The organism is Sporomusa sp. KB1 (genome assembly GCF_007830295.1).
GTDB lineage: Bacteria > Bacillota > Negativicutes > Sporomusales > Sporomusaceae > Sporomusa.
The window spans coordinates 3868028-3881221 of the sequence record NZ_VLKC01000002.1; the positions used below are offsets into that span (position 1 = coordinate 3868028).

General features: G+C 41.0%; 11 protein-coding genes, 1 other RNA gene and 1 pseudogene. 11 read left to right on the forward strand and 2 right to left on the reverse strand.

Annotated features, from left to right (window positions below):
- Window positions 1-47 precede the first annotated feature (47 nt).
- Window positions 48-446, forward strand: a pseudogene (locus SALPA_RS21605) (transposase); the annotation flags it as partial.
- Between the two features lie 268 nt (window positions 447-714).
- On the opposite strand, the gene SALPA_RS29200 reads toward SALPA_RS21605, so the two are convergent.
- On the reverse strand, window positions 715-891 hold the full coding sequence (locus tag SALPA_RS29200; RefSeq protein WP_186451170.1) for a hypothetical protein: 177 nt from the start codon (window positions 889-891) through the stop codon (window positions 715-717).
- A 554-nt stretch (window positions 892-1445) separates the two neighbouring features.
- Here SALPA_RS29200 and SALPA_RS21610 point away from each other — a divergent pair.
- The 9 genes from SALPA_RS21610 (at window position 1446) to SALPA_RS21650 (ending at window position 11992) form a co-directional block, all read left to right on the forward strand.
- The gene (locus tag SALPA_RS21610; RefSeq protein ID WP_145098818.1) at window positions 1446-2897 is read left to right on the forward strand and encodes a sigma-54 dependent transcriptional regulator; all 1452 of its coding nucleotides are present in this window, start codon (window positions 1446-1448) and stop codon (window positions 2895-2897) included.
- A complete protein-coding gene (locus SALPA_RS21615; RefSeq protein ID WP_145098821.1) occupies window positions 2897-4870 on the forward strand; it encodes a cache domain-containing protein in 1974 nt (657 codons plus the stop codon). The genes SALPA_RS21610 and SALPA_RS21615 overlap by 1 nt, the downstream gene beginning before the upstream one ends.
- Before the next feature lie 247 nt (window positions 4871-5117).
- A complete protein-coding gene (locus SALPA_RS21620) occupies window positions 5118-7682 on the forward strand; it encodes an EAL domain-containing protein (protein ID WP_145098824.1) in 2565 nt (854 codons plus the stop codon).
- A gap of 462 nt (window positions 7683-8144) precedes the next feature.
- A non-coding RNA gene (gene ssrS, locus SALPA_RS21625) (6S RNA) lies at window positions 8145-8321 on the forward strand.
- A gap of 128 nt (window positions 8322-8449) precedes the next feature.
- Window positions 8450-8881 carry a peptidylprolyl isomerase gene (locus SALPA_RS21630; RefSeq protein ID WP_145098827.1) on the forward strand — a complete coding sequence of 144 codons (432 nt, stop codon included), beginning with the start codon at window positions 8450-8452 and terminating at the stop codon, window positions 8879-8881.
- Between the two features lie 42 nt (window positions 8882-8923).
- Window positions 8924-9334, forward strand: a complete 411-nt coding sequence (locus SALPA_RS21635) for a CoA-binding protein (protein ID WP_145098830.1) — start codon at window positions 8924-8926, stop codon at window positions 9332-9334.
- Between the two features lie 15 nt (window positions 9335-9349).
- Entirely contained in the window at window positions 9350-9673 is a 324-nt protein-coding gene (gene trxA, locus SALPA_RS21640; protein ID WP_145098833.1) for a thioredoxin, read from the forward strand.
- Between the two features lie 79 nt (window positions 9674-9752).
- Window positions 9753-11738 carry a ferrous iron transport protein B gene (gene feoB, locus SALPA_RS21645; RefSeq protein ID WP_255451293.1) on the forward strand — a complete coding sequence of 662 codons (1986 nt, stop codon included), beginning with the start codon at window positions 9753-9755 and terminating at the stop codon, window positions 11736-11738.
- 8 nt (window positions 11739-11746) lie between these two features.
- A complete protein-coding gene (locus tag SALPA_RS21650) occupies window positions 11747-11992 on the forward strand; it encodes a FeoA family protein (RefSeq protein ID WP_145098836.1) in 246 nt (81 codons plus the stop codon).
- A 31-nt stretch (window positions 11993-12023) separates the two neighbouring features.
- Here SALPA_RS21650 and SALPA_RS21655 read toward each other — a convergent pair whose 3' ends face one another.
- Window positions 12024-12221: a DUF1858 domain-containing protein gene (locus SALPA_RS21655; RefSeq protein ID WP_145098839.1), complete on the reverse strand. Its 198-nt coding sequence runs from the start codon at window positions 12219-12221 to the stop codon at window positions 12024-12026.
- Between the two features lie 175 nt (window positions 12222-12396).
- Here SALPA_RS21655 and lgt point away from each other — a divergent pair, with 175 nt between their 5' ends.
- On the forward strand, window positions 12397-13194 hold the full coding sequence (gene lgt / locus SALPA_RS21660; protein WP_145098842.1) for a prolipoprotein diacylglyceryl transferase: 798 nt from the start codon (window positions 12397-12399) through the stop codon (window positions 13192-13194).

Genomic DNA, 13194 nt, shown 5'->3' on the forward strand with positions numbered 1-13194 from the left:
AGGGGCCACCCCATCAAGGCGGCGTATGAAAAAAAACCAAGTCAAAGGCGGGTTATCCCATTGTGACAACGGTCTACGCCTGCACCGAGTGTGCCGGCTGTCCGTATAAGGCCCAATGCATTAAAGGCAAGAGCAAGACGCCGCTCGAAGAACGGAGCAAGAACCTGTACGTATCCAAAACCTTTCTCAGGCAGAGGCAGGAAATGCAGGCGCGCATTCAAAGTGAGGAAGGTGTCCTCTTGCGCATAAACCGCTCCATCCAGGTAGAGGGAGCGTTCGGTGTACTTAAACAGGACATGGGCTTCCGACGGTTTCTGCTGAGGGGCAAAGGCAAGGTCCAGACCGAGTTGTTGCTGCTATGTATGGGGTATAACCTAAACAAACTCCATAACAAAATCCAAAGCGGCCGCTGTGGAACCTATTTACATATTCCCAAAGCGGCCTGACAACTATATACAGATTTTTTTAGAGGAAGAGGCTTCCTCTGTTTTGTTGTGCACATAAACCGACTGCGGCTTCTTTTTTTCATTCTCCCTACTAGGAGTTTCCTTCCTAAATTACCCAAAAAGGCGTGTCGCTCTGCGTTTTTCAAAAAACGTTTTGCGACACGCCCTTTTAAATATCCCATACCTTTTTTTCTTGTGAGGCAGGAAGTTTAATCCATTATAAAGAATTTGAGTTTATAGTTCGCCATTATTTGTAAACTATGTCTCTTTAGAAAACAGATTTTCTTGGATAAAACTGAGGGGATTTTTCAAGGCTGTAAACCATGTGGTAAGTTAGGGATATTAACGAAATAACTAAACTGAGACCAAGGCCTTGCCGAGAAACAATTGGTGCAATCAGTTCATAACGAAAAGCAGCTATCTGTTTTTGTAGTTTTACATCCATTAATATCTGCTCCCACATCTTAAAGTGCCGCAATAACATTATCTATCAAGAACTTGCTCAAGAACAGTAGCATGTATCGCATTAATCCGCTTACTCCAACCATTCTTCCAGTGCCATAAAGTTTTTTCCGAATAAGGGCCTGCAGGTGGCGGGACGCTGTCTGCTATCTCGGCCAGCGGCGTACCTTGTCCATTAGTTTTAATTACAGTTTCTTCCGCACATCCCGGGTAACCTGCCGCTTAGCGCCTATGAAGGTTGGTTTTTAAGATTATGTGTTTTTGCACAGTCCTTGGAAGGACATTTAAAGCGGTAAATTGCGATTACATATTCGTCTGTCAGAGTAATAAATGTTCACTCATATGACCCGTGGTGATGAAGAAGCCCCTCAAATTGCAATACAGAAATTTTTCAGGCTGTAAGTCTTCTGGACAACCTTTGGAGAAGATGCAATAAAATAATCGTAAGCTGTTAAAGAATATACTTCCGACTGTGCCTATCAGGGTTTTGGGAAAAAATCACTTAAAATTCCCGATACCAAAAAAAGGAGGAAGAATTTGAATATTTTATTAGTAGATGATGATCAAGATAGCAGGGGACATATCGCAAGTTTTTTGAACGATTTGGGACATACTGTGTACGAATGCGGTGATGGTGTCGAAGCTTTGCCGGTGTTTCAACAAAATTGTTTTCCGATGGTATTATCAGATATAAAAATGCCTAAAATGTCCGGGCTTGAATTATTAAAGAAAATCAAGGCAATAAATCCTAAAGCTGATACGAGCTTGGTGCTGTTTACAGGACACGGCGATATGGAGTCAGCAATCGATGCGTTACGTTTCGGAGCACGTGATTACTTATTAAAGCCAATTAATGTGGAAGAACTTGCTATTATTACTGAAAGAATTGAGCAATATTACTTACTACGCCATGAGAATGAGCGGTTGACCGAACATTTTGAGGAAGAAGTAAAAGCAGCAACCTTTGAAACTAGGGTGGAAATAGCACAGCTACGAAAGTTAGTGGCCCAGTCAGTAGGTATGGAGCATATTGGTATATATTCTAAGACCATGGAAGATATAATTAGGCAAGCTAAAAAGTACCATACTAATAGAACAATTTCTGTACTTATCCAAGGAGAAACGGGAACCGGAAAAGAGATTATCGCCAAATTGATTCATTTTGGAGAATTTGAGAAGACTGCTCCGTTTGTAGATATTAATTGTGCTGCCATTACTCCTTCATTATTTGAGAGCGAAATGTTTGGTCATGAAGGAGGATCATTCACCGGCAGTTTACGTGGGGGAAAACCAGGTATTATTGAGATGGCTCATGGCGGAACTCTGTTTTTAGACGAGATTTCGGAACTACCATTTGAGCTTCAGGGAAAACTACTCCGCGTTATTCAAGAAAAGGAATTTTACCGGGTTGGTGGCACAAGAAAAATTAAAACTGATGTACGAATCATCTGTGCGACTAACACCGACTTAGCAACATGCGTTCAGAAAGGGAAGTTTCGCCAAGACCTTTACTTTCGTTTGAAGGTTGGCACCATCATAATTCCCCCTCTAAGGGAACGTAAAGACGAAATTCTTGCTCTAGCTAGCCATTTTATGAAAATGGCTAGTGAGCAGAAAAAGAAACAGTTTTCCTTGATAGGCAAAGAAGCGGCTCAGCGTCTTATAACATATCATTGGCCAGGTAATATCCGTGAACTGAAGAATCTGATAGAGTGGATTACTTTCATGTATGATGACACAGAGATTCGCACAGAACACTTGAATTTGCTTCAAACTCAATTCTTAGAAACGATTGCTGATAACCACAATAATCTGCTTGATGTTAATAACTATTCGCTGCCTGAGGCACCTTTCGATTTAGATAAATATATGCGAAGCATTGCGCATAAGGCTGTAGAAAAGTTTAAGGGAAACAAGACGAAGGCTGCGCAGTATCTTGGTATTTCACGCAGTTCTCTTGCCTGCCGGTTACGGGATACCAGCGATTGATGAAAACTAATACCTTAGAGCGCCAATTCAAACTATGGGGCCTTTTTCTGGTGTTGATTCCAAGTTTTCTTATAATGGCAATCTATACAATTGGGCAATTTCAGGTAGTTAAACAAAAGAACATAGAACTTATAAGCCAGAGACTGGATTTTCAGAAGAGGCTAATTGAATATTGGATAGCAGAAAGGGCAGATGATGTCCGCAAAATCAGCCGGCTGGAAGAATTTCGAGCTCTAGACGAAAACAAAATGAAAAATACTCTGGATATGATGCAGGAGCTAAGCGGTGATTTTGATTCTTTATCATATGTCGATAAAAATGGTTATTTTAAGATTTCTACACTCAGTCAAGGAATTAAATTTACTTCATCGGTACGCCAACCGTATTTTAAGCAAGCTGCATTGGGAAAGGAATATATATCTGATGTTGTAATTGGCCGAAATAGTGGTCTGCCGATTATTAACTTTTCATCCCCTATTTATGATAATGATGGGACTCTTCAAGGGCTAATACTTGGTTCTGTTAGAACGATAACACTTGAGACACTCCTTAGGGAAAACTGGATTGGACAGACTGGTGAGATTATTTTAATCAATAACCAAGGAGTTATGATAGCTGAACCGAGAAATGCAAAAAAGCTGATAGAAAAGGGGCTTATAGAGGGTTCGCCTCGAATGAAGCTAAAGCTTTCTGACGAAGCCTTAAAAAATATTCGTCTCAACACATCCTGGCTCGATTATGAGGATAAAAAGGTTGTTGGGGATTACCAGGACATACCTGAACGAAACTGGACATTAGTCGGTAGTATAGGGGAAGACGAAATTTTTGCTCCTATTTATACTCAATTGGGTTTGATGGCCAGTGGCACATGTATCTTGCTAATAATGATTTTACCGCTAGCAGCAACAATCACAAACAGACTTAAACGTCCTATCGAGTGGCTAATAGGACAGTCAAACTTTATTGCTCAGGAACGTTACGATCAAGCTATAGAGGTAAGGTTTTCGGGGCAAATACCGTATGAGCTAGATAAACTATGCAATACTTTTGTATCAATGAGTAAAAAAATCCAGACTACTGTCAGCTTACTTAAGGAGAATGAAGCTAAGCTGGAAGGTAAAGTTGCTGAGATCGAAGACGTCAATGCTCGATTGGCTCGTGAAAGTGTAGAGCGAAAGCTGCTTGAGGAAGCGCATCGAGCGGAAGCCCATGAACGAGCTCGAATCGAGAAGGTTGCAACTCTGGCAGTAATGGCTGCAGGCATAGCTCACGAGATCAATCAACCGTTAAATGCTATAAAAGTTGCTAGTGGAGCATCTTTATATTGGCATAAACAAGGAAAAGTTCTTGATGTGGACAAAGTTATTAATGACATTAAATCAATAGCAACGCAGGTAGAACGGATTGATCAGATAATAAAAAATATACGTTCTTTTGCTAAGCAAGAAAAGCAGACGCAAGTCCCGGTTAAACTTAACGATGCAATTAGTAATGTAATACAACTTTTAGATAGTCAAATAAAAATCCGAGGTATTAATCTTAGCTTAGAATTTGAAAATAAGGAATTTTGGGTAATGATAGTGCCTGCAGCGCTTGAGGGTATTATTATTAATTTATTAACCAATGCCATAGAGGCAATTGACGATGCAGGGCAAAGCGAGAAGCGGATAGAAATTTGCACTTGGGTACAAGAGGAGTATGCTGTTGTTGAGATTAGTGATAACGGACCGGGCATAGCAGCGGAATTTCTAGATAAAATATTCGAGCCATTTTTCTCGACTAAGTTTGAAGATGGGGGGCTGGGGCTGGGGCTATCTATTGTACATTCGTTTGTAGTGACCAACCAGGGAACAATAACAGTTGAACGAAACTCATCCGGCGGAGCTACTTTTCATATGCAATTTCCAGTCTATTGGGGAATACATGAAACTATAAAACAAAACCAGACTGCTGTACAAATAAATGCAACATAGGGGTTTACGTGCACTGATCTGTACACGTAAGATGATTGTTTATAAAAAGTGTTGCATTTTATTTGAGGAATACGCTGAAAAACCAATATGTTCAAGACTACAATAATAAGCAAAAAACGTGTCGGGTTGGCATATTTCTTGCTTATTATTTGTTTAAAGGGATTATCAGGTAAATAGCTGATCACTGTCCGGGGCTTTTTACAGAAGTGGTCCCTTCCGATTCCCAACTAATTTAAGGAGCTTAGGTATGAAAAATCTGACGTTAAAGCATCAATTCAAACGATGGACAGTTTTGCTTGTTGTTGTACCAAGCTTACTAATTATGGCTATCTACACAATTGGGCAAATTCAGCTAGCTAAGCAGAATAATCTGGAATTAATAAGTCAGCGGGTTGATTTTCAACAACGATTAATTGAGTACTGGGTAGAAGAAAGAGCTAATGATGTTCGTAAGATAAGCCAGTTAGAACCGTTTCGAAATGCAGATGTTGAACAGATGGGGAATATTCTCAGTTTAATGCAGCGAAACAGTACAGACTTTGATTCGTTATCCTATATTGATAAAGACAGCTATTTTAGACTATCTACCCTTGCTGGAGGAATTCATCATATATCAACTGCGGGTCAACCGTATTTTCAGGCGGCTGCATTAGGAAAAGAATATATCTCCGATGTTGTGATTGGCCGCAATAGTGGCTTACCTATAATTAACTTTTCATCTCCAGTCTATGATAACACTGGCAGCTTTCAGGGTTTGATACTTGGCTCTGTTCGCACTACTACGCTTGAAGTGTTGCTTCGTGACAATTGGATGGGTAAAACGGGAGAGATCATCCTCGTAAATAATGAAGGAACGATGCTTGCTGAGCCGCGATATGTAAATGTATTGATCGACAAGGGGCTTATAGATAAAAGCTCTAAAATGAAAACAAAACTTTCCCCACAAGCAATGCAAAAAATACACCTTGGCGGAACAGGAAGTGCTAGTTGGGTAGATTACCTGGGAAATAAGGTACTAGGGGCATATCAATTCATACCCGAGCGTGGCTGGACGTTAATTGGCAGTATCAGTGAAGATGAAATTCTAATTCCTATCTATACTCAAGTAGGGGTGATGGCGGGCGGTACTATACTTCTGGTTCTATTTCTTTTACCGCTTGCTACGCTCTTCACTAACCGTATTAAAAGGCCGATTGATTGGCTAATTGGACAGTCAAATCTGGTCATGGGTGAGAATTATGAAATGCTTAGTCGAGCCGAGGGGTTATCAGAGATGCCCTATGAGCTAAGTAATCTATGCAAAGCTTTCGTCAAGATGAGCCAGAAAATTGAAAACACAGTTGGTATTCTTAAACAAAACGAAGCAGAGTTAGAGAGTATCGTTCGTGAACGTACTAGTCAACTCCAGGAAATGAACACGGCCCTTGAAGAGGAAATAATGGAACGGCAGTTAGCACAAGAAGCCTTAAGCCGGAAAAGTGCAGAGATTGAAAAGATGGTTTACTCGGACGCACTGACTGGCTTGTCAAACAGAGTATATCTGGATAACAGGCTCGAAGAGGAGATAAACAAGGCTCGCTTGACTAATGAACCAGGAGCCATCCTATTCATAGATTTAGATGACTTAAAGATGATCAATGATACTTTTGGGCATAAATGCGGTGATGACATCATTATTTTATCAGGCAAGCGTATCGTAAAAGCAGCTGGTAACAGTGCCGTGGTAGGTAGAATTGGGGGAGACGAATTTATTGTCCTCTTACCAGGAAAGCATGAACGATGCTCGATTACAGAGATTGCGGCTAGTATACTCGAAGCTTTTAGCCAGGATATTGAAATAGCTGATAATCTTTTTCGCGTTTCAGCTAGTATTGGTATTGCTATGTATCCAGCTGATGGCGACACATCGGAGGAAGTATTTAAAAATGCTGATAGCGCCTTGTATGAAGCTAAGAGGGCCGGGAAGAATTGCTTGAGATTTTATGAAGAAGAAATGCAGGCTGAAATATACGAGAAAATGATGCTCACAAATAGTCTTCGACAAGCTATTGAGAGAGGGGAACTGTTTTTAAATTATCAGCCCCAGGTAAGTATTACTACTGGTAACATAATGGGGTTCGAGGCTCTGCTTCGTTGGAAGAGTTCCGAGTACGGCCTTATATCTCCGCTTAGATTTATTCCGCTGGCTGAGCAAAGCGGTCTTATCCATCCAATCGGGCAATGGGTTTTAAGAAAAGCATGTCAGTTTGCTCGACAATTGGCAGAGAATGGATGGAATAAGATATACATTGCAGTTAACATATCTGCTAAGCAATTGGCAGTAAGTGACTTCATTTCTATTGTAAGGAGCACTTTAGAGGAGGTCGGAGTTGAGCCTTATCAGCTAGAACTGGAAATTACTGAGAGTATTCTCATGGCTTCAATAGAGGATTCAATAGGCAAGTTAAAGGAATTGCAGGATATGGGGGTTCGTCTGGTGCTCGACGACTTTGGAACAGGTTATTCATCTCTAACCTATTTGCGAAGCTTGCCAGTAGAAACATTAAAAATAGACAAGTCATTTATTGACAAACTGGCTATTGATGAAGTTTCAGCGAAAATTATTTGTTCAATTATAGAAATGGCACATATACTTGATAAATCTGTTATTGCTGAGGGTGTTGAAATTAAGCAACAGTTGGATTATTTATCAGATATTAGCTGTGATATTATTCAAGGTTATCTCTTTAGTCGACCAGTGCCAGAAGAAGAAGTAATTCCTCTTCTGGCTGCAGGATTTAGCGTCCGTGATCGCTCTAAAGCACAGGAGTGATAGTCAGATTTCGAGCTGCCTGATTGACACAGTTGAGTTTAACCGTTTTGGGAAATTGGGTAAGAATTAGGTGCCTTCTTCTTTCGGGATGTAGGGCACCTTTAGTTTAAAATGCCATTATTTTAATTTGGCCTGCTAAGCCCAAGATAGATACGTTACTGGTTACGCCGAAAGACTGAGTGAGGCTACGGAAGTTTTGTGTAAATTGGTATGAACAATCTTCCTTAATCGGGTTTCCTATACCTCACTGCAAACGCCATGTATTTGGCTGTTCATGGAACCTTAGCGTTAAACCCTTGAGAATAGTAAAAGTCAAACGCTTAGTGATTGCGTGAGGTCAAGGACGAAAAGGAATGATCCGGGTGGTTTAAAAGAAATAGTCAAAAACCCCAGTTTTTTGACTGTTTTTCAGCCTTGAGATAAAGGTATAAGCATGATAAAATACATGATGTTAGCAGAAATTAATGCCTGAGGTGCTCGTTACACTCTTATATGTTCAACCTACTCATTTACTTGGGGAGTTTGATGTGATGCCGCTGCCGTGCCTCCTTGGAGTGGAAGGCAAAAGCCTAACTAGAAAACGCCCACCTGCTTAGCGGCGGGTATGAACATACGAGAGCACGGTACCATGGGCGTACATAATATTTTATAAAATACTCTTTCTCGATAGGAAGAGTATTTTTTGCGTGTATAGCGATTTCCAATTTTGCCAAAGGGCATCCACTATGTTATAATAAAAATAATTCTATTTAAGAGAGGGATAAACTTTGAAAAAAGCAATTATTGAGATGGATAAAGGACAGATTGTTATTGAGTTGTTTGAAAAAGATGCACCTAAGACTGTTGCTAATTTTGAAAAGCTAATTACAGAGGGTTTTTATGATGGCTTACAATTTCACAGAGTAATTAAAGGCTTTGTGGCCCAAGGTGGTTGCCCGAATGGCAATGGTACTGGTGGTCCTGGCTATACTATTCCTTGTGAAACGAAAGGCAATCCGAACAAACATGAACGGGGATCGTTGTCAATGGCACATCGCGGTCCTAATACTGGTGGCAGTCAGTTCTTTATTGTATATGAGCCTCAGCCGCACTTAGATGGCGTACATACAGTATTTGGCAAGGTTATTGAAGGTATGGATGTTGTTGATCAAATCAGCCAAGGCGACATAATGAATAAAGTTACCATTAGTGAGGAATGATTTAACTGATAGCGTCGTAAATTGAGGTAAGGAGGGCAATCTGTGACTCCTGTTGAGACTATGCTCCAAGCGAAAAGCTGGGCTGTTGTAGGAGCTACCGACAACACACAGAAGTTTGGCTATAAGATATTTAAAGCGCTCAAGGACGCTGGTTATAGTGTATATCCGGTAAACCCTGGTATAACCGAGATACTTGGCGATACATGTTATCCTGCCCTTAGGGATTTGCCAATCAGGCCTGAGGTTGTGAATGTTGTAGTACCGCCGAAAGTCGGGGAACAAATTATGAATAATTGTTCTGAACTTGGCATTAAAAATGTATGGCTGCAGCCTGGGGCCAATGCCGCCAATGTAGTAGCGGCAGCCAATAATTTGGGTCTTACTGTGGTTGATCAAAACTGTATATTGGTTGAACTGCGCAACCACAAGTGGATATGTACTTCAGTTAAGTGAAAAGGGGGACTGTCTGTGGCAACTGTAGTCAATGCTAACGGTAACAATTTCCAGGAGGAAGTGCTTGATACGGCTAAGCCGGTACTTGTAGACTTTTGGGCTCCTTGGTGTGGCTATTGCAATAAGCTTGCACCTATTATGGATGAATTGGCGCAAGAAATGAGTGACCAAATCAAAGTTGTAAAAGTTAACGTTGATGAAAATCGTTCACTAACCCAAAAATACGGTGTGATGAGTTTGCCTACAATGATTGTCTTCAAAGACGGTGAGCAATTAGAAAAACTGACAGGTTATCTGCCTAAAGCCAACATAACTTCTAAACTCAAAAAACTAGTATAACCGTTATTCCCGGCCATATGGCCGGGAATTTATTTGTCCTGTAACGCATATCCCCTTATACAATGGCATAGGAAATAGCATGAGTATTTCTGAAGCAGCGGAGGATATAATGGTGCGGGATAAGGCAGTAAAAGTAGTACTGGTGGGTTCGCCCAATGTTGGCAAAAGTGCCATCTTTAATTATTTGACAGGCAGTTATGTTGCTGTGTCCAATTACCCAGGTACTACAGTTGATATTTCCACAGGCCATTTCAAATATGGCCTGCAGCGTTTTGAGATTATTGATACCCCCGGGATGTATTCATTAATTCCTCTGACAGAAGAGGAAAGGGTCACTCGACTATTGTTAACCAGGCAATTGTCAGATGTTGTTGTTCATGTTGTCGATGCAAAAAATCTAAGGCGGATGCTCAATATGACGATTCAGCTTATTGATGCAGGGTTGCCGGTTATTCTTAATTTAAATATTATGGATGAAGCTCAGAATATGGGGATGCTTATCAATATTCAGCTTCTCGAAAAAATGCTGGGGATTCCGGTGATTGCGACTTCGGCAGTCAATAAGGCTGGATTAGAAGCGTTAAGAAAAGCAATTAGTCAATATAAACAACTACAGCCAAGTATCTTTAAACTAAATGATGAGCTTGAGCAAGCGATAACTAAAATAAGCGCTCTGTTAACTTGCTCCTATGGTATGAGCAAAAGGATTACTGCCTTACTGCTTTTGCAAGGGGACACTATGGTACTCAATAGTGCTGCACAGACCGAAAAAGCGTGGCTGAAGATAGTTGCCGTTATTGATTGCTTAGCATTGAAAAATAAAAATAACCTTGCTGCTCTGGTAGCAATAGAGCAGCAGGCTATTATTGATAAAATAGTGGCTAATGTTGTCAGATATGCAAGCTTTGAGCGTCAGCCATTTAAAAACATGGCAGGCTGGCTGGGCAAAATAACCAGAGAACCTTTAACAGGGATTCCAATTTTATGTTTGGTGCTTTATTTTGGATTATACCAGTTTGTGGGGAAATTTGGGGCCGGATACCTTGTTGACTATATTAATGACAGCGTATTTGTGCCCATCATCAATCCGGTGGTGGTAATGGGCGCCAATGCTTATATTCCATGGGAGTGGCTAAGGTCGCTGGTAGCCGGTGAATATGGTATTTTTACGATGGGATTTCGGTACGCAACTGCAATTATTTTACCCATTGTCGGGACCTTCTTTTTGGTTTTCGCCTTATTGGAAGATACTGGGTATCTTCCGCGACTGGCTATGCTGGTTGACGCTGTTTTTCGGTATTTTGGACTTAACGGCCGTGCTGTTATCCCGCTAACGCTGGGATTGGGGTGTGGCAGCATGGCGGTAGTGGTAACGCGAACCTTAGAAAGCAAGCGTGAAAGAGTATTGGCTACTTTTTTGCTGTCTTTAACGATACCTTGTTCTGCTCAGTTGGGGGTAGTCTTAGCATTACTTTCTCATAACACAACGATTGTTACTATCTGGAGTGCGTATATGCTGCTAGTCTTTGCCAGTGTGGGCTGGTTGAGTGCTCAGTTTATTCCGGGAAGCAGAAGCGCCTTTTATATGGAAATACCGCCATTACGATTGCCGCTTGTTGGTAATGTCCTGAAAAAGGCATATGCCCGCATGGCCTGGTATTTTATGGAGATACTACCGGTGTTTATTATTACCAGTATTCTATTATGGGCGGGCGATTGCAGCGGCATTTTAGATAGGATGATATGCTATATTGAGCCCTTTATGGCATTTATCGGGTTACCGCCAGCAGCAGCGCAAGCATTTTTACTGGGCTTTTTCCGGCGTGATTATGGGGCTGCAGGACTTTACGATCTCGCAGTGGCAGGTAAACTAACAGATGCGCAATTGCTTACTGCAGCAATTGCATTAACCTTATTTGTTCCCTGTGTGGCTCAATTGGCTGTCATGGTTAAAGAACGAGGGCTAGTGATATCTTTGACAATGGTGGTGGTAATAATTATGATTGCTTACGGTTCGGCGGCACTCATTCATAATGTGCTTACCTTGTTGGCCATAGGAAGGTGAGGGGTGTTATGACAGAACAATCGGTAACCGAACTTAAAGCAGGTGAGAAGGCTAGCGTTATAGCTATACACGGCCAAAGCGCAGCAAGCATGAGAAAACTTATCGTTTTCGGGTTGTTACCTGGAAGGGAGATCGAGGTGCTACAGACCTTTCCGGCTTATGTTCTTAAGATTGATAATACCCAACTGGCCCTTGACTATGAAGCGGCGTTTGGTATTACCGTGGCTAGGTATCAGTCAAATCAAAAAAAATAAAACAGGGCTGTAATTTGCCCTGTTTTTGCAATTATGCACTTACTGCTTCATTTAAGGCGGCAATCAGTGCCGGTGTGTCAATACCATGGGCAGCAGCGCCTTGTTCGATATTTTCGAAGCGGGCGGCGGCACAACCTAAGCAGCCCATGCCAAAATTGCGAAATACTTCAACGGTTTGGGGATATTGTTGAACAACATCAACAATACTCATTTCTTTAGTGATAGTCATTTTAATAACCTCCTTTAGTTGAGCGTGGAACATGTTGACAATATAAATCATTATAGCATACTTGACTAATATTTGTCATGACTTTATTATGAAATTAGAGAATGGCAATCATGCTATTTATTATTAACTGATTTATATTTTTTATACGAAATCAGAGTTATGTTAGGAGCTTTATATGGAGAAAATTGCTTTTTCTATTGGGTCAATTAATTTTAACTGGTTTGGGCTAATTTTAGCCACTGCTATAATTATAGCAGTGGCTATTAGCTGGTATTATGTCCGTCTGCGTAATGAAAATTCAGACAGATTGCTAGAATTGGCACTCTATAGTTTACCTGTAGGCTTAGTGACTGCCAGAGCCTACTATGTTATTGTAAATTGGCAGCTTTATGCAGCTAACCCCAATGAAATCCTGCAAGTGCAACATGGTGGTTTGGCTATCCATGGAGCTATTATCGGCGTCACTTTGACAATCTGGGTATATTGCCAAGTTAAAAAAATTTCTTTTTGGCGATGGGCCGATATGCTGGCACCAGGGCTTATTTTTGGGCAGGCTATAGGTCAATGGGGAAACTTTATTAATCAGGATGCATTTGGATATCCGACTGATGTTGCCTGGGGCATCTACATTGACTATATATATCGCCCGCTAGGCTATGAACAGTTTGATTTTTTTCATCCGATTTTTTTATATGAATGCTTGTGGGACTTAATTGTATTTAGTATACTTATTATTATGACTTGGCTGCTTACTAAATATCCAAGTAAGTCAGCAGCTGGCAGTGTATTTTTGCTGTATATTATTTTGTACTCGGCAGGTCGCTTTGTCATTGAGGGCTTGCGGCTTGATAGTGAAATGTTTGGAGTGTGGCGATTAGCGCAACTAGTTAGCGTCATTGCCATACTAGTGGCCGGAGTACTTATGTTGTGGCGCAACTATAAGCGCAAAGCAGGATCCAGCTTAGTCTTTTAG

Coding starts and splice junctions, on each gene's coding strand:
- SALPA_RS29200 (WP_186451170.1), bottom strand. CDS start 891: ATGGATGTAAAACTACAAAAACAGATAGCTGCTTTTCGTTATGAACTG.
- SALPA_RS21615 (WP_145098821.1), top strand. CDS start 2,897: ATGAAAACTAATACCTTAGAGCGCCAATTCAAACTATGGGGCCTTTTT.
- SALPA_RS21620 (WP_145098824.1), top strand. CDS start 5,118: ATGAAAAATCTGACGTTAAAGCATCAATTCAAACGATGGACAGTTTTG.
- feoB (WP_255451293.1), top strand. CDS start 9,753: ATGAGTATTTCTGAAGCAGCGGAGGATATAATGGTGCGGGATAAGGCA.
- SALPA_RS21650 (WP_145098836.1), top strand. CDS start 11,747: ATGACAGAACAATCGGTAACCGAACTTAAAGCAGGTGAGAAGGCTAGC.
- SALPA_RS21655 (WP_145098839.1), bottom strand. CDS start 12,221: ATGACTATCACTAAAGAAATGAGTATTGTTGATGTTGTTCAACAATAT.
- lgt (WP_145098842.1), top strand. CDS start 12,397: ATGGAGAAAATTGCTTTTTCTATTGGGTCAATTAATTTTAACTGGTTT.